Genomic DNA, 17,501 nt, shown 5'->3' with positions numbered 1-17,501 from the left:
CCCATCAATGCGGACGATATCTCATCCTTTGTTACCATGCCAAATACTGTATACATTTTGACATCATGGGGAAAATTACGTTCAATGTGTACATGACAAATTGCGAAATACCCTCGCGCAATAGGGTCTGAGAGTAAAAACATCCAGCCCCTGCAAAACGTGGCCTGAATCTACCTATAACGGCAGAGCAATGAATTGGATGACAGGCATGGCCCAAGAATCAAGCTTATTTGCTCCAGTGCTGCTCATGTCAGCGCTTATTTTATTTATGCTTTGGGCAGGAATCACTTTCAATGCCTGCCATGACAAAAAAAAAGGGGATTCAAAATTTCCCATTTTTTATTTTAGTCCTTCGATGTGGAAAGAATAATTGAAGTTGCAATATGTTACGCCATTGACGTAACAGACATTGGTTTTAGTGTCTGACATTTAAGAGTGCGGCTCAGGAGCACAATTTAAGAATGCTATAGCGAGATGAAAAAATTTCTTGCCAAAACCAAAATCCATCGGCTACTATCAAGCCCTCACCTCAACCAACTTAATCTGAAAGGAGATCAACATGCGACTACTACAAAACCTCTCTCCTTCATTGGGTCTGGTTTTCTGCTGCCTGCATTAATTCGTAATTCATCGCGCCGTTGATACGGCGTACACGTCTGCAAGCATTTCATCTTACTCTTCATCTTATCGGTAATTGCCGATGAAGTGATGCGTCTATATCAGCATGCCAGCGCCCAATTCCTCAAAAAATATTATTTGGAATTCCTACATGGGCAATTTTATTCAGCAATTGTCTGAGCGCGTATCCGTGATCGCCTCAGACCGCTTGTGGCTTGAAGACAGTGCAATACAGCAACTCAAGACCACAGCACAATTAACACATATGGTAAGCGTAGTTGGCCTGCCTGATCTGCACCCGGGGCGTGGCTACCCTGTGGGCGCAGCATTTTTATCGCAAGACCATTTCTACCCTGCCCTCGTTGGAAATGATATAGGTTGCGGCATGAGCCTGTACCAGACTGACCTGGCAATCAACAAGGTCAAGCTGGATAAACTCGACAAGCAAATCGGCAATCTTGATGAGCCTGTCGATGAAGATGAGTGGCAGCAATTGCTCAGTCTTGATCCTGCACTGGCAGTAAAAAAACAGGCCGTCGCTGATGGCTTGCTGGCAGCAGGACTGGATTTACTGCAAATGCGTTCACTCGGCACCATAGGTGGTGGCAATCATTTTGCCGAACTGCAAATCACTGACAGGGTCGATGATGTAAACAACTATGAAGCAGCCAGCTTGCATGTCAAACGCGTGCAATTACTGGTGCACAGTGGCTCGCGTGGTCTCGGGCAATTTATCTTGCGTCAGCATGTAGATGCGCATAGCCATGCTGGCCTCGCAAGTGATAGCGAAGCAGCGACAGATTACTTGCGCAAGCATGATGCAGCGCTGGCTTATGCCGCACTTAACCGCGCCATGATCGCAGCACGTATCTTGCGCCGCCTGCGTTGCAATGGTGAACTGGTTCTTGATGTACATCATAATCTCGTCACGTCTGCACATGTGGATGGCAAGAATTTGTGGTTGCATCGCAAAGGTGCAAGTCCTAGTGATCAGGGTCTGGTAATGTTGCCGGGTTCACGTGGTGACTATAGCTATCTGCTGCAACCAAAAGCTGAAAACGGCGCAGCCAGTTTGTATTCACTGGCGCATGGTGCGGGCCGTAAATGGCAACGCACAGATTGCAAAGACAGGCTGTTCAAACTGGCTACACCAGATCAACTGAGCCGCACGGAATTTGGTAGCCGTGTCATCTGTGCAGACCGTGCCCTGATTTATGAAGAAGCGCCGCAAGCCTATAAAAATCTGGACAGCGTGCTCGACTGCTTGCTGGGTGCCGATCTGGTCACAGTCATCGCCCGCAGCAAACCGCTACTGACCTACAAAACACGCGGGGAGTGCTGCTGATGCTGTATCTACAAATCACCGCAAATACCGGCCCGGCAGAATGTTGCCTGGCTGTTGCCAAGGCCTTGCAGTTATTTAACAAGGAAGCGGCAAAAGCGGGCGTCACTGCCCGCATCATTGAACAGCTGGATGGCCCGTATGCTGGCAGCCTGCGCTCTGCCTTGCTGGAATTGACGACCGATAAAAGTGAGGATGCCGTACAAAATCTGGCGCAGGCATGGGAAGGTAGCCTGCTGTGGATATGCAATAGTCCTTACCGGCTGGGCCATAAACGCAAGAACTGGTTCTTGGGCTGCAAAGTATTTCAGACTGGCAGCACTATGCCTGAAAGTGAAATACGTTATGAAGCCACACGTGCATCCGGCCCCGGCGGCCAGCATGTCAACAAGACTGACAGTGCCATCCGCGCCACCCATATTGCGACCGGCATTTCAGTCAAGGTACAGACTGAACGTAGCCAGCACGCCAACAAGCGCCTGGCCGCGCAACTGCTGAGCAGCAAACTGGAAGAATTGCATGCCGCCAAAGAACGCGACAGCAAGGCAGAAAGGCGCATGCAACATCACGATACAGAAAGGGGAAATGCCAAACGTGTTTTTGTGGGCATGGATTTCAAGGAACAAAAAGCTTAAAGCTTTTTTGTAACAGGTTTCTTGAAAGCCTTCTTTATCATTACCGCACCTGCACCGCTGCCACTATCGGTAGCGGTGCTTTGTGTGGTGGTGACTGGTAATTCAGGTTTGCAAGTCAGCAAGGCAAAGGTCGCCTGCAGTTCTTTTTTTAGGGTTTTCAACTGACGCATGTGCGCGTCTATCTGTGCCATCTTGTTCAATAATTGCTGTTCGATATCGGCGCGACCAAACTTGCCCTCTGCCAGGCGCGGCAGGATGGCTTGTATTTCTGCCAGAGAAAATCCCAGCGCCTGTGCACCTCGCACGAAGCGCAGGGTTTGTACATCAGCATCACCATACTTGCGGTAGCCATTACCCTGACGTGGTGCAGGCTTGATGATGCCCTGCTTTTCATAGTAACGCACCGTGTCGGTGGAAACTTCGCAGGCCCCCGCAAACTGGCTGATGTTCATAGACTGCTCCAGATTGAAATTTTTCTTGACCATGGAGTGTAGTCCAGGCTTTAGGCTGGGTACAAGATTAAATAATTTCGCTTTGCAACAAAATCTGTGCGCAGTGATTATTGCTTGACTGCGTTAGCTGCTTGCGAAATGATGAGAGCCTTGCTTAAAAAGGCAAACAAATACAACAATGGGTAGGCCAGAGCCTGACCCAGATGGAGACAAGATGAGTAAAATGTTGAAACGCACGACCGTAGGTCTGGCGATCGTACTGGCCTTGGGCGCTACGGCTGGATACCTGAAGTTACGCAGTTCCGGCCACCCGCAAATCGATGGCGAAATGCAGTTGACTGGTTTGACTGCACCAGTCAAAGTCTTACGTGACGAATTGGGGATACCCTATATTTTTGCCAGCAATACGCCTGACCTGTTACGCGCGCAAGGTTTTGTGACTGCGCAAAACCGTTTGATGCAAATGGAATTATTCCGCGCCACCTGGCGCGGTGAATTGTCGGCCATACTGGGGGCTGAGACCGTGCCCAGCGACATACGCATGCGGGTACTCGGTATACGTCGCAATGGTGAGCGCCATGCAGAAAAACTCAGCCCTGAATCACGGGCTTTCTTCCAGCATTATGTCGATGGCATCAATGCCTATATCAAGTCTTATCCTGGTGAACATCCCATAGAGCTCAAGGCAGTAGGCCTGGTGCCGCAAGCCTGGACAGTAGCTGATCTGGTGTCGCTCGTGCATTACATCCATTACACCCACTCAACCAATTTCAAGGCGGAAGTCATCGCGCAAAAATTGATTGATCATCTGGGTATGGAAAAAGCGCGCGAGATTTTCCCGTTGACGATCAATCCTGACTGGAAGAATGCGCCTACGGCCCAGACCACACAAAGTCAATCCGCGCAATTGAACCTGGCCTGGAGTGATTTGAATATCGTACCAGAGACTTTGAATCATCAGGGATTGGGTTCAAACAACTGGGCGGTTGGCCCGTCGCGCTCACAATCAGGCAAGGCCATCGTCGCCAACGACCCGCATCTGGACAACCGCATCTTGCCAGGCACCTGGCACCCGGTAGGTTTGTTTACACCTGAGATACAGGCGGTAGGTGCCGCCATACCCGGCATGCCTGGCATCATGGTAGGGCGTAACAAGCATGTGGCTTTTGGTGTCACGAATGCCTATGGTGATGTGCAGGACTTGTATGTGGAAAGCCTGGACCCAGCCAATAAAGAGCATTACATGGATGGCGGCCGCAGCGTGCCATTCACGGTCATCAATGAAAACATACGCATCAAGGACAAGAGCGCCGCAGGCGGCTACCGGGATCAACCACTGGTCATACGCTACACCAAGCGCGGGCCGGTGATTACCGACCACCCTGGCCTTGGCCCCAAAGGTGACAAGCTGCTGGTCTTGCGCTCTACCGATGCCGAAGTATTGACACCTCAAATCGGCATAGAAGGCATGCTGACTGCTACCAATGCTGCTGACTTTGACAAGCAAGTGCAAAAGATAGATTTGATGATGTTCAATTTTGTCTTTGGTGATGACCAGGGAGCGATAGCCCACAGAGCCACAGGCGCAGTACCCATCAGGGCAGGTGCTGATGGCGGCTTCCCGCGCCTTCCACCAGCAGATGGCAGTGATGACTGGACGGGCTTTATTCCCAAGGACAAGATGCCCGGCATGGCTAACCCTGCACGCGCCTGGGTGGGCACGGCCAACCATGATACGCGGCCTGAAGATTTCCCCTGGTATTACACCAATTACGTCTCACCAAATTATCGCTATACCCGTATAGGACAGGTGCTCGGTACGGCACAAAAGATGACGGTGGAAGATCACTGGAAACTCATGCATGACAGCCGTAACCTGCAGTCAGATGCCTTGCGCCCGGCCCTCATTGCTGCACTGGAAAATGATCCAGCACAAAAAGACCTGGCAGCCATACTCAAGAACTGGGATGGCACAGACAATGCCACCCTCGCGGCACCGTTGCTGTATCAGGCGCTATACCGCGAAACTGTGATTGGTACTTTCAATGATGAACTGGGTGACGATGTTGCCAAGGACATGCTGTCTACCTGGTATTTCTGGCAGCAGCGTTTTGATAGCTTGCTGGCCAAGCCAGATTCTACCTGGTTTGATGATGTGCGCACCAAGGACAAGCGCGAAACCCTGGCTGACGTGATACGCGCAGCAGCACCACGTGCCCGGGCAGAGATAGAAGCCTTGCAAGGTAAGGATGCGGCACAATGGCGCTGGGGCAAATCGCATACCGTGCGCTTTGTCAGCCCCTTGCGCCGCAATGGCACAGGGCAGGAATTATTGGGTGGTTTTAGCGTTGAGCGTTCAGGCAGTGGTGAGACTGTCAGCCGCGGTGTCTATGATTTCCAGAAACCTTATGAATCCAATTTCTTCGCTTCCATGCAAGTCATCATGGATTTTGGCGATAATGAAAAGATAGAAGCGGCCATGGCGGGCGGTGTCAGTGAAAGACATTTCCAGGAACACCAGAATGACATGGCCAAATTATGGGCCAAAGATGAGCGCCGCCCCTGGTGGTTTGCGCCCGATAAAGTAGAAGCTAATGCCAGGCACAGACAAACCCTGAAACCTTAGCATGTAAAAAGGGGCAGCCTGATCGCTGCCCCTTTTGTTTTTTTAACCTATCAAGTCCACACTTACCTGTCGTTCACGCAGAGCCTTGGCATGGCGATGCCGCGCCCGCAAGCGGGGATTGGTAATCACGCGTCCCAGCGTCTCGCCCACCACCATGGCGATACCCAGTATAGGCAACACCAGCATCAGGCCTGGTACTCCGGCCAGTTCTCCACCTACAAAAATCATCAGCACAGAAATCAGTGGATGCATGTGCAGGCTGCGTCCCAAAGTCAGCGGCATGAAGATGAAATCATCCAGCAAGCGCACGGTGATAAACACCGTGATGGCACCATAGGCCAGCAAGGGAGTATCAGGCGCATCAGTGGCGGCCACCAGCACTACCATGATGCAACCCAGCACAGAGCCAACAAAAGGCACCCACGCCAGCATGGCAGATATCAGTGCCAGCGTGAACGGTGCCGAGATACCTATGGACCACAGGCCGAGAGCGAGAATGAGAGTGTCTATCAGTGTCAGTTTCAACAGCCCCTGAAAGTAGCGACGGGCAGTCTGGTCAACTTCATGCATGAGGAACAGGGTTTCTTCAAAAAATGCATTTGGTACCGCGTTCGCCAGAAATTGCTTGAACTTGCGGCCATCACGCAAGAAAAAGAAAGTCAGGAAAGGGGTCAGAAATACCGCCGGCAATACCCCTGCCATGGACACCAGGATGTTTGCCACATATTGCTGGGCAAAATTGTCAGTATTGCTGGCCATCCAGGCATTCACCGATTCACTGGCATGGGCCTTGTGCAAGATGGGAAAATTTTCTTCCATCGCTTGCATGCTATTGCGCACGAAACGTACGCCGCCATCCACATAATGCGCCAGCATCTCTTGCAGCGAGCCTGCACGCAGGGTAATTTTATTGATTGCATAGGCCAGCACCAGAGCCAGTAAAATAAAGAAGAGGCCGCCCACCAGCGTCGCGGCCAGCTCACGCGGCAACCCCAGCAAACTCAAACGCGCAACTGCAGGCACGAGGATGTAATACAGTATCATCGCGAACAGAAAGGGAACCAGCAGCCACAATATCCTGGGCAGCAAGAACAGTAGCAGGCAAGTGGAAAATAATACGCACAGCCAGACTATGGGGCCGGATTGACGCTGATTCACAAGGCCTCACTACGCGAATTGGCATCCAGGGAATCGCGCAGGCGACGGCTGTTCAGGCGTGCCAGTTCCAGCGAAATTTTGTAACCGATGACAGCATTGGTTTCCAACAAAGAGCTGAAGTCGGCGCGGAAGAATACCGCCACCTCACAATTTTCTATTGCCTTGACCTGGGCACTACGGGGAGAATTATCAAGCAAGGCCACGTCACCAAAAAAATTTCCTGCGCCCAGTTCAGCAATCATTTCATCGCCATGCTCACGTCTGCGGTTAATACTGACCATACCGGACAGGATGATGTATAAGGCTTGCCCCTCCTCACCTTCATCAAAGATGATTTCATTGGCCAGATAATGCCTGTTGTGCAGCATGCCATCGATAATCTTTAGCTCACGCGGACTCAGGGTGGCGAACAGGGACATACCTGACAAGCGCTGCAGGCGATAAGAATTGGGCGGTTGTCTTATCCAGGTGAGTGTCATGTGTATCCTTTTTTATTATTGGTAACAGAGCGATCTACAATTATGCTGTACCGGACGACACTTGCCCATGAAAATCTCATGCATCGTATCCATACGGCACAATGAAAACGTAGATATTATCACCACAAATCCTGCAAAAGCACCCTCACATTTATTTTCCGTTGCCTGCCTCCGCATTTACTGCACGCTTTGGAATAGCAAGCTGCCAACCGCGCTGATTGCCGAGTACAGCCAGCAAGATCATGAACATGCCCAGCAATTGCCAAGTACTCAGGATAGTTGCAAAAAATAGCACATCGACCAGCAGAGCCACCAAGGGGTAAATAAAGGACAGCGTAGCAATACTCGTTGCTGGCAGCTTTTGAAAAGCATCGTACATGAGTTTGTACATCAAGCCGGTATGGACAAAACCCAGCAGCAATAAACTGCCCCAGCTTTGCCAGCTCCAGCTCCAGCCTGATAAATCTGCCATCGGTGCCAATACCAAGGCCCCCGTCTGCAATTGCAAACCAGCGATCTGCGCCGGGGCTATGCCTTGCAACTTGCGCGTCGCCAGCGTGGCGAAGGCGTACAACAATGCGGCCAGCAGCGCCAGCCCGGCACCTGCCAGGGCATGACTAAAATGTCCGTCAGCACTGCGCAGGAAATCATGCTGGATATCCAGGCCCGAGCTAAATACCACGCCAGCAAAAGCCAGCAACAGGAAAGGCAGCTTGCGCCAAATCTGCCCATCTCTTTGCGTCATGGCCAGCAAGATCAGCAAGAAGAAAGGTTGCACGTGATAGACCACCGTGGCAATCGAAATACTGCTGAGCCTGTATGCAGAAAACAGGCATAGCCAGTTGATGATGAGGGCTGCGGCTCCCAACAATAGCCACTTCACTTGGTTAGCATTCAGGTTTTGCCAGCCGCCTTGCCAGTACAGCAAGGCCAGCAGGCTGAGGCCGCCGATCAGGCAGCGCAATAAAACCACAGTCATTGCTGGCTGGCCGCTGGCCAACACGAACATGCCTATGGTGCCTGACAAGCTCATTGCCACCACCATTTGCCATTTGCCGGAGTTACCCGAAGTGCTGCTATTCATCGTATTCGCCTGCTTCTGATTTAAGTTGCCTCCATTATCGACAGGCTGACACTCTTCAACAATACGCATAAAATACAAATAATTATTGCCTAGTGGGCAAAAGTAAAAGGATATGTACGATGGAAATGCTCAATGAAATGGCGATCTTTGCCCAGGTCGTGGAAAACGGCAGTTTTTCGGCGGCTGCCCGACAATTGGGTGTGAATACCTCGGCCATCAGCCGCCATATCACCAGGCTGGAAGCGCATATGGGTGGCAGATTAATGCAAAGAACCACGCGTTCATTTGCCCTGACCGAACTCGGGCAGGAGGTGCTGACAGGCAGCATGCGTATCTTGCAGGCAGCACGTGAAACCCATGCGCTGGCAGGTACTTACAGCCAGCATCCCAGCGGCGTGATACGTGTGACTGCCCCTGTGGTATTTGGTGAAGTCTGGCTGGCACCCTTGCTGCCTGGCTTTCTGGATGCCTATCCCGATGTGTCTGTGCGCCTCTCGCTGATAGACAACACCCTGGACCTCATTGATGAAGGCGTGGATCTGGCGATACGCATTTCGCGCGACCTGGCACCTGGACTTGCGGCCCGGCCACTGGGCAAGATGCGCTATGTACTGGTGGCTACCCCAGATTATCTGCAACAGTCTGGCTATCCCGCAGAGCCTGATGAGTTAACTGCACATCGTTGTATCTATCTGGGCTATGGCAGCTTTGGTGATCACTGGACCATGCAAAAGGGCAAGCAGCATTGCAATGTGCAAATCCCGGCGCGGCTGACCATCAATAATAGTTCTGCCATACTCGCGGCCACCCTGGCTGGTGGTGGCATAGGCCTGGTCCCGGACTTTACTGCGCGCGCTGCCATCGCCGCGAAACAGGTGGAAATTGTTTTACCTGATTGGGAATTTTGCGCACCTTATACAGGCAATATCTATGCTGTTTACACACCCGGTAAACATCTGGCCTTGAAGATCAGGGTCTTCATCGATTATTTACTACAGGCACAAAACTCATCGGCATCATAAGCAAAGTCATCATGCACATTTCAACTATCCAATCTTGATTTTCTTCATAGGTCAATAACGTATAAGGTAAGCTGGATTTGTTCGTGTACGCGCATAAGGAGCAATGTAATACTGATTTTCCAAATTGCGTTTTTTAATCAGGACTTACGCAAAATTGTCCCAGCAAGGCGTCAGCGACGAAGACAGTGCTTTAGCACGGCTAGGAGCTGCAACGCAGCTGGGGCGGATTTGCGTAAGTCCTGGAAATATCAGGTTTACTATGCCCTTTTCCCTGCACAGTCGCGTTATACCTACTTCCTCCTCAGATCAGCAAGAAGACGCTCTGGCTATCGCCAGTGCTTTGGCTGATCAACTGGCCAGCACCGCCGTAGCACGTGACCGCGCAGGCGGACATGCACAGCAAGAGCGCGAATGGATACGCGCCTCTGGCTTATTGACACTCTCCATCCCGGTTGAATTTGGTGGCCAGGGTGCGGACTGGTCACTGGTTTTCCAGGTGATACGCCTGCTGGCCAAAGCAGACAGCGCGCTTGCCCATGTCTTCGCTTTCCATCATTTGCAACTCGCTGGCATACAGTTGTATGGCAATGCACAGCAACAGCGCCGCTTGCTGGCAGCGACGGTAGAACAAAGACTTTTCTGGGGTAATGCCCTTAACCCTCTGGACAAACGCACCACGGCAACAAGGACGGATGGCGGTTATATCCTGAATGGCATCAAGAGTTTTTCTTCTGGCTCTGTGGGTGCAGAATGGCTGACGATCTCTGCCTGGGATGAACAGACTCAAAGTGCCCTGATCGCCGCAATACCAACAACGCAAAAAGGTATCTCGGTACAAGCCGACTGGGATGCCTTTGGTCAAAAACAGACGGACAGTGGCAATGTGCATTTTGAAAATGTCTTCCTGCCTGCCGATCTGGTGTTGCAAGCGCCAGCAACACTACCCACTGCGCAGGCAACACTGCGCTCGCAAGTTGCCCAGCTCATCATGACGAATTTGTATCTGGGCATAGGCCTGGGTGCCTTTGATGCTGCCCGCCAGTACACGCAAGAACACGCCAGGGCATGGTTTGCTTCAGGCGTGGAGAAAGCCACGGACGACCCTTTCATACAACATCGCTATGGCGAACTCTGGTTGCTATTGCGCCCGGCAGTTGCCCTGGCAGACCAGGCAGCAGCCAGCCTGGAAAAAGCTTTTCGCCAGGGGCCGCTGGTCGCAGCAGAAACCCGGGGTGAACTGGCGATTGCCGTGGCAGAGGCAAAATGCCTTGCGCACCGTGCAGGCATAGAAGTCAGCTCACAAATGTTTGAACTAACGGGTGCCCGCTCCACTTCGGCACGTTATGGCTATGACAGGTTCTGGCGCAATGTCAGGGTACATACCCTGCATGATCCTATCGATTACAAATTGCGCGACCTGGGCCGCTATGTGTTGAATGGCAGCCTTCCTGAACCTACTGCATATTCTTGATCGGTAATAAACGTGAGCACTCCTATTATGCAAATACAGTCTGTCAGCAAGGCTTTTCCTCTGCCGGGTGGCAAGACTTTTCATGCCGTCAAATCTGTCAGCCTCGACATTGAACAGGGCGATATCTTTGGTCTGATAGGCAAGAGCGGCGCTGGTAAGTCGACATTGCTACGTCTGATCAATTTGCTCGAACGTCCGGACAGCGGCACAGTCACGGTCGCCGGGCAGGAACTGACCAAGCTGGGTAAAAAAGAACTGCGCGTCGCCAGACAAAACATAGGCATGATTTTCCAGCAATTCAATCTGCTGCAAAACGCCAGCGTATTTGAAAATGTCGCCTTCCCATTGAGAATACACACGAAACAAAGCAGGCATGAAATCGCCGCGCGTGTTGCTGAATGCCTGGACATCGTTGGTCTTTCCAATAAGTCAGACAGTTATCCAGCCCAATTGTCTGGCGGACAAAAACAGCGCGTGGCAATTGCCCGTGCGCTGGCCAGCAAACCCAATGTGGTCTTGTGCGATGAACCGACCTCGGCACTGGATGCAGAAACCACACGTGAAGTGCTGGATACCCTGCGTGATATCAATCAGCGCCTGGGCGTCACTATCGTCATCGTCAGCCATGAGTTATCGGTGCTCAGCACTATCTGCAGTAAGGTAGCCGTCATAGAAGATGGTGAAATTGCCGAGAGTTTTTCATTGGCTGATACGGGCATCTTGCGCAAGACGGCACTGGGCCGTGAGCTGGCTTTTCATGGACAGGAGAACGGCAGCAATGCACAGTGGAAGGAATTAAGCCATGTTTGAAAACCTGATTTCATTATTGCCTGAGTTGGGTACAGCCGCATTACAGACTTTCACCATGCTGGCCATAGGCCTGAGTGCTGCGGTGTTGATAGGTGGCCCGCTGGGTGTTTTGCTTTTCCTGGTGGGCGACGGTCAGTCGCTGCAAAACCTTCCATTGGCGGTTTTCCTGGGCTGGCTGGTGAATACCATACGCTCATTCCCCTTCATCATTTTGCTGGTGGCGCTGGTGCCGTTCACACGCTTTATAGTCGGTACTTCGATAGGGCCACTGGCGGCTGCCGTACCTTTGTCGATTGCAGCAATCCCCTATTTCGCCCGCCTGGTAGAGCAAAGTTTTCGTGAAGTACCGCGCGGCGTGATTGAAGCTGCACATGCCATGGGTGCATCTGAATTGCAAATCATTCTTCGTGTCTTGCTGGTGGAAGCGCGCAGTGGCCTGGTGCTGGCCTTGACAGTACTGGCGATCAGTTTCCTATCTTACTCCGCTGTTGCTGGCGTGGTTGGTGGCGGTGGTATAGGTGACCTGGCAATACGTTATGGCTACTACCGCTTCCAGACCGACGTCATGTTCATCACGGGTGCCCTGCTGATAGCACTGGTACAGATCATACAGTTCACGGGCAACCGCATTGCCCGCCATATCGATAAACGCTAACTCTTTAATTTTCAAAAGGACATCATCATGTATCGTCGCCCATTCCTGCTAGCTACACTCACTCTTGCCCTCGCCACTACGTTGACTGGCTCGGCATTTGCCAAAGACCCCAAAGAACTGGTGATAGGCACCAGTGCTGGCCCCTATGCTGACCAAGTCAAACTGGGTATCAAACCCATATTGGAAAAACAGGGCTACAAGGTCAAGGTGGTTGAATTCAATGACTACATCCAGCCCAATTTTGCACTGGCAGAAGGCTCGCTGGATGCGAATGCCTTCCAGCACATTATCTACCTCAAGAAATTCTCGACAGACAATAAACTGGCACTGTCAGAATTGATCAAGGTACCGACTGCACCGATTGCGATCTACAGCAAGAAGCATAAGTCCCTGAGCGAAGTCAAAGAGGGAACGACAGTCGCCTTGCCAAATGACCCAACCAACCAGGCGCGGGCGCTGGTCTTGCTGGATCAACTGGGCTGGATCAAGCTGAAAGCAAATATTGACCCTATCCGTGCATCTGAAAAAGATGTGGCGGACAACCTCAAGAAAATCAAACTGATACCGCTGGAAGCAGCACAACTGCCACGCTCTCTCGAAGATACAGATTTCTCTTTCGTGAATGGCAATTTCGCACTGGCATCTGGACTGAAACTCAATGAGGCACTGGCGCGTGAAAAAATCTCGGCCAATTATCAAAACCTGGTTGCCATACGCACTGATGACAAGAGCAAACCCTGGGTAAAAGACCTGGAAGCAGCTTACCGCTCAAAAGAATTCCTGGAAGTGACGAATAAGCATTTCGCCGGTTTCTCCAAGCCTGATTATCAGCAGGCCCTTGAAGTCGCAGCCAAGTAAAAATATTTTTATGAGCAAAAAGCTTATCCGCTTCAATGCATTCCAGATGAACACGGTCGGGCATCAGTCGCCCGGCATGTGGCGTCATTCCAAAGATAACAGCCATCGCTACACCAGTGCAAATCACTGGACAGAGCTGGCACGACTGCTGGAAGAAGGCTTTTTTGATGCCATATTCCTGGCAGATGTGCTGGGGGTGTATGACGTATATGCGGGTGATACAGATGCCGCATTGCGCCATGCGATACAAGTGCCGCTGAATGATCCGCTGGCACTGGTGCCACTGATGGCCAGCGTCACCACGCACCTTGGTTTTGGTGTGACTTGCGCACTGACTTATGAACACCCTTATACCTTTGCGCGACGCATCTCTACGCTGGATCATCTGACACAAGGACGCATAGGCTGGAATATCGTGACCGGTTACCTGGATAGCGCAGCGCGCAACCTGGGCCTGCAAAAACAACTGAGCCATGATGAACGCTATGACCTCGCTGATGAGTACATGGAAGTGGTTTATAAGTTATGGGAAAAAAGCTGGGATGATCAGGCTGTGGTGCGCGATAAGGAGCGTGGTATTTATACCGACCCGGCGCTTGTGCATGCCATTAATCATCATGGGAAATATTACAGCGTGCCCGGCATACATTTGTCCGAGCCTTCACCGCAAAGAACACCTCTGTTATTCCAGGCAGGTAATTCCGCACGCGGCACTGCCTTTGCGGCGCAGCATGCAGAATGCACTTTTGTCAGCGGCCCCAGCAAACAAGTGGTCAAGCGCTATGTCGATGACACCCGCGCGGCATTGAAAACTGCCGGGCGCGAAGCTGGAGATGTGTATATCTATGCACAGGCATTGATCATTACGGCAGAAAGCAGCGAGGCTGCAAAAGCCAAATACCAGGAATATCGGCAGTACATCGACATTGATGCTTCACTGGCTTTATTGTCTGGCTGGACAGGTGTCGATTTCTCGAAGTTGCCGCTGGATGCAACTATCGATTACATAGAATCTGAAGCAGGCCGCTCCGCGCTGGCCTCATTCAGTTCTGCTGACCCAGGAAAAAAATGGACAGTGCGCGAAGCCGCAGAATTTATCGCCCTCGGTGGCCGTGGCCCTGTGCTTGTTGGCGATGCAAGGGAAGTGGCTGATCAACTGGAAGCATGGCTGGATGAAACCGGTATCGATGGCTTCAACCTGACCTTCGCTCTCGCGCATGAAACCATCAGGGATGTGGTGAATTTCATCGTACCGGAATTACAAACGCGTGGACGTTATAAAACCAGTTATAGCGATGGCACTTTGCGCCAGCAATTATTCCAGCGCGGCTCACGACTGCCAGACAACCACATAGGCAGGAATACACATATTCACAACACACTGGCTGACGCCGCTTAAGAAGGAATGTCATGAAACGCCGCCATTTTCTACAACTGACTACTGTCGCCGCAACAGCAGGTATCACCAGCTTGCCATCAGTTGCCCATGCCGCATCCGCCCTCAAGGAATTGCGGCTGGACTATGCCTACTACTCACCGACCAGTCTGGTATTGCGCCGCTTTGGCTGGCTCGAAGAAGAATTCAAGGCAGACGGTACGAATATCAAATGGGTGCTCAGTGCGGGCAGTAACCGCGCACTGGAATACCTGAATGCAAATAGCCTGGACATAGGTTCCACTGCTGGCCTGGCCGCCTTGCTGGCCAAGGCCAATGGCAACCCTATCAAGACACCGTATATTTTTTCACGCCCGGAATGGACGGCACTGGTGGTGCGCAAGGATACTGCGATACACACTTTGGCCGATCTGAAAGGCAAGAAAGTCGCGGCGACCAAGGGCACTGATCCTTATCTGTTTTTGCTGCGTGCCTTGAAAACTGCGGGTCTGAAACGTTCAGACATTGAACATGTGAGTCTGCAACATGCAGATGGCCGCGCCGCACTGGAACAGGGCAAGGTAGATGCCTGGGCAGGCCTTGATCCGCATATGGCAGCCAGTGAACTTGAGGCCAACTCGCGCCTGATTTATCGCAACGTCGCTTTCAATACTTATGGCTTTTTGAATGTACGTGAAGAATTTCTCAATAACCGTGGCCCGGAAGTGACACGTGTGTTGCGGGCCTATGAAAAAGCCAGGGCATGGATACGCACTAACCCGACTGAAGCAGCAAAAATTTTGTCGGAAGAAGCCAAGGTCAGTTTGCCAGTGGCCTTGTTGCAAATTAAATTGCGCAGTGACTTCAGCAATGCCTTGCCATCGAATGAGCATATACAGGCCTTGCAGGTCGCCGCGCCTATTCTGCAGGATGAAGGTCTGGTGAAAGCGGGCGTTGACCTGAGCCGTACCATACGCGATCTTGTTGATACCCGCTTTGCCCAGAAGCTGATCACGGTGTAATCCAGACTAGCGAACCAGTATCATGCCATCCACCAGCGCCACCATTATTGCAGACACGCCTGCCAAGACTGTCATCACCAGCAGGCAGCGCCCTGCCATGCCGCGTTTCTTGTTGGGCCTGATACTGCCCTTCGCCTTGATCCTGCTGGCTGAAGTCAGTGTCAGTCGTGGCTGGATCGCTGCCAATCATTTGCCTGCTCCCAGTGAGATTTTCAATACCATTGCTCACCTGGCGCAGCAAGGCTTGCTGACACACATAGGCATCAGTAGCGCCAGGGTGGCTGCTGGCTTTATTACAGGGGCGAGCCTGGCTATTGTGACCGGTTCGCTGGTTGGTCTGAGTACCCGCTTGGAAGCAATACTGGACCCCAGTTTCCAGGCCCTACGTGCGATACCTTCACTGGCCTGGGTGCCTTTGCTCTTGCTATGGCTGGGCATAGATGAGGCGCCCAAGCTTGTGCTGATTGCCATTGGTGCTTTCTTCCCTGTATATATGGGTGTGGTATCCGGCATACGCGGGGTGGACCGGCGTCTCATAGAAGTGGGCAAGCTGTATCACTTGTCCACCGCCGCCATGATCAGGCGCATACTTTTGCCCGCCGCCTTGCCGGCCATTATCACCGGTCTGCGCAATGGCCTCAGCCTGGCCTGGATGTTCATGGTAGCGGCTGAATTGATTGCTGCCAGCCAGGGCCTGGGGTATCTTCTGACCGATGGCCGCGAAACCAGCCGTGCCGATATCGTCCTGGCGGCGATTGCCATACTCGCGCTACTCGGCAAGAGCAGCGACTGGCTCATGCAAAAGCTGGAAACGCATTTACTGGCCTGGCGGGATACTTACCAGCATGGCAGCGGGGCTTGAGATGAGCGCTTTTTCACCACCGTTTTTACAAATCGAAGTCGCCAGGAAGTTATATGGCACACGTCAGATACTCAAGAACCTGCAACTGAGCGTGCAACAAGGTGAAATCCTCAGTCTGATCGGTGCCAGCGGTTGCGGCAAGAGTACCCTGCTATCCATCATTGCCGGGCTGGATCGCAATTTTGAAGGACAAATCAGCCTGCAGGGCAACAAACTGCAGGGTGTCAGCCGCAATATAGGTTTTATCTTCCAGGAGCCCCGCTTATTTCCCTGGCTGACGGTGGCACAGAATATTGCTTTCGACAGTGATGATGCCAGTCGTGATCAGCCCAAAATTGCCAGACTCTTGGCTGAAGTCGGCATGCATGGCTATGAAAATGCTCTGCCCAAGCAATTATCTGGTGGCCAGGCACAACGCGTAGCAATTGCGCGTGGCTTATTCTCCAGCCCAAAAATCCTGTTACTGGATGAGCCTTTTTCTGCGGTGGATGCCTTCACCCGCATGAAGTTGCAGGATTTGCTAATCAATATCGCCAGCGAGCATGGGTTGACCATCATTCTGGTCAGCCATGATATTGATGAAGCCCTGTATTTGAGTGACCGTGTCGTACTAATGGAGCAACATAGAGGGCAACATGCAGATCAACATGCAGCGAGCATACGACAGGAATTTACTGTATTGCAGGAAAGGCCACGCAGCAGGGCGCAAGCAACTTTATCGATAATGAAGGCCGATATACTGGAGAGCTTGCATGAGGCACATGCTTTTTAAGCGGATTTACGTGTAGTCATCCTTAATTTTTATAGCTTCGTTTAGTAGCTTTGCAAAATAAAAAGTGCATAATTTTGCAATCCTGCCCGCCTATTGGTAGGATTAGTCCTTTTCATGCTTGCCGCAATTGGCACATGGATATAATTCTGACATAAGAGGATGTAATTATTCCTCTCATGCAAGTATTTGGGCAATAAGACCTGTTTACGATCTGTAGCGAGCGTGCGTCAGCGGGGTCGGGGTAATATAAACGCAGCGCA

17 protein-coding genes are annotated in these 17,501 nt (G+C 51.7%); 13 read left to right on the top strand and 4 right to left on the bottom strand.

Annotation, left to right across the window (positions count from 1 at the left end):
- The first annotated feature begins 208 nt into the window (after positions 1–208).
- From AC3WQT_RS27780 to prfH, 3 genes are all read left to right on the top strand, one after another.
- On the top strand, positions 209–370 hold the full coding sequence (locus AC3WQT_RS27780) for a hypothetical protein (RefSeq protein ID WP_492709095.1): 162 nt from the start codon (positions 209–211) through the stop codon (positions 368–370).
- A 399-nt stretch (positions 371–769) separates the two neighbouring features.
- Positions 770–1,963, top strand: a complete 1,194-nt coding sequence (locus AC3WQT_RS27775; protein WP_492709093.1) for an RNA ligase RtcB family protein — start codon at positions 770–772, stop codon at positions 1,961–1,963.
- On the top strand, positions 1,963–2,595 hold the full coding sequence (gene prfH / locus AC3WQT_RS27770; RefSeq protein WP_492709091.1) for a peptide chain release factor H: 633 nt from the start codon (positions 1,963–1,965) through the stop codon (positions 2,593–2,595). The genes AC3WQT_RS27775 and prfH overlap by 1 nt, the downstream gene beginning before the upstream one ends.
- Here prfH and AC3WQT_RS27765 read toward each other — a convergent pair.
- Positions 2,592–3,080 carry a MerR family transcriptional regulator gene (locus AC3WQT_RS27765; protein ID WP_492709090.1) on the bottom strand — a complete coding sequence of 163 codons (489 nt, stop codon included), beginning with the start codon at positions 3,078–3,080 and terminating at the stop codon, positions 2,592–2,594. The two genes, prfH and AC3WQT_RS27765, sit on opposite strands and share 4 nt — an antisense overlap.
- A 181-nt stretch (positions 3,081–3,261) precedes the next feature.
- Between AC3WQT_RS27765 and AC3WQT_RS27760 the strand changes: the two genes are divergently transcribed.
- Positions 3,262–5,673: a penicillin acylase family protein gene (locus AC3WQT_RS27760; protein WP_492709088.1), complete on the top strand. Its 2,412-nt coding sequence runs from the start codon at positions 3,262–3,264 to the stop codon at positions 5,671–5,673.
- Positions 5,674–5,715: 42 nt separating this feature from the next.
- Here the strand turns inward: AC3WQT_RS27760 and AC3WQT_RS27755 are convergent, their stop codons facing one another.
- The 3 genes from AC3WQT_RS27755 to AC3WQT_RS27745 form a co-directional block, all read right to left on the bottom strand.
- Complete coding sequence (locus AC3WQT_RS27755; RefSeq protein ID WP_492709086.1) at positions 5,716–6,831, bottom strand: AI-2E family transporter; 1,116 nt, start codon at positions 6,829–6,831, stop codon at positions 5,716–5,718.
- Positions 6,828–7,310, bottom strand: a complete 483-nt coding sequence (locus tag AC3WQT_RS27750; protein WP_492709084.1) for a cyclic nucleotide-binding domain-containing protein — start codon at positions 7,308–7,310, stop codon at positions 6,828–6,830. Before AC3WQT_RS27750 ends, AC3WQT_RS27755 begins: the two co-directional genes overlap by 4 nt.
- 151 nt (positions 7,311–7,461) lie before the next feature.
- A complete protein-coding gene (locus tag AC3WQT_RS27745) occupies positions 7,462–8,394 on the bottom strand; it encodes a DMT family transporter (protein ID WP_492709082.1) in 933 nt (310 codons plus the stop codon).
- Between the two features lie 119 nt (positions 8,395–8,513).
- Here AC3WQT_RS27745 and AC3WQT_RS27740 point away from each other — a divergent pair, with 119 nt between their 5' ends.
- The 9 genes from AC3WQT_RS27740 (at position 8,514) to AC3WQT_RS27700 (ending at position 17,241) form a co-directional block, all read left to right on the top strand.
- Positions 8,514–9,416, top strand: a complete 903-nt coding sequence (locus AC3WQT_RS27740; protein ID WP_492709080.1) for a LysR family transcriptional regulator — start codon at positions 8,514–8,516, stop codon at positions 9,414–9,416.
- 259 nt (positions 9,417–9,675) lie between these two features.
- Positions 9,676–10,887: an acyl-CoA dehydrogenase family protein gene (locus tag AC3WQT_RS27735; RefSeq protein WP_492709078.1), complete on the top strand. Its 1,212-nt coding sequence runs from the start codon at positions 9,676–9,678 to the stop codon at positions 10,885–10,887.
- 27 nt (positions 10,888–10,914) lie between these two features.
- Positions 10,915–11,697, top strand: coding sequence for a methionine ABC transporter ATP-binding protein (locus tag AC3WQT_RS27730; protein ID WP_492709139.1), 783 nt, complete (start codon positions 10,915–10,917; stop codon positions 11,695–11,697).
- Positions 11,690–12,352: a methionine ABC transporter permease gene (locus AC3WQT_RS27725; RefSeq protein WP_492709076.1), complete on the top strand. Its 663-nt coding sequence runs from the start codon at positions 11,690–11,692 to the stop codon at positions 12,350–12,352. The genes AC3WQT_RS27730 and AC3WQT_RS27725 overlap by 8 nt, the downstream gene beginning before the upstream one ends.
- Before the next feature lie 27 nt (positions 12,353–12,379).
- Positions 12,380–13,210 (top strand): MetQ/NlpA family ABC transporter substrate-binding protein, encoded by an 831-nt coding sequence (locus AC3WQT_RS27720; RefSeq protein ID WP_492709074.1) that lies wholly within the window; start codon positions 12,380–12,382, stop codon positions 13,208–13,210.
- Positions 13,211–13,220: 10 nt separating this feature from the next.
- Positions 13,221–14,609 (top strand): LLM class flavin-dependent oxidoreductase, encoded by a 1,389-nt coding sequence (locus tag AC3WQT_RS27715; RefSeq protein ID WP_492709072.1) that lies wholly within the window; start codon positions 13,221–13,223, stop codon positions 14,607–14,609.
- Positions 14,610–14,620: 11 nt separating this feature from the next.
- Entirely contained in the window at positions 14,621–15,607 is a 987-nt protein-coding gene (locus tag AC3WQT_RS27710) for an aliphatic sulfonate ABC transporter substrate-binding protein (protein ID WP_492709070.1), read from the top strand.
- A gap of 22 nt (positions 15,608–15,629) precedes the next feature.
- Positions 15,630–16,469 (top strand): ABC transporter permease, encoded by an 840-nt coding sequence (locus tag AC3WQT_RS27705; protein WP_492709068.1) that lies wholly within the window; start codon positions 15,630–15,632, stop codon positions 16,467–16,469.
- 1 nt (position 16,470) lies between these two features.
- On the top strand, positions 16,471–17,241 hold the full coding sequence (locus AC3WQT_RS27700; RefSeq protein ID WP_492709066.1) for an ABC transporter ATP-binding protein: 771 nt from the start codon (positions 16,471–16,473) through the stop codon (positions 17,239–17,241).
- The last annotated feature ends 260 nt before the right edge of the window (positions 17,242–17,501 follow it).

Source organism: Undibacterium sp. FW305-107 (assembly GCF_058788535.1).
The sequence above is the reverse complement of the archived record's forward strand: the minus strand, read 5'-3'. Positions and strand labels throughout refer to the sequence as shown.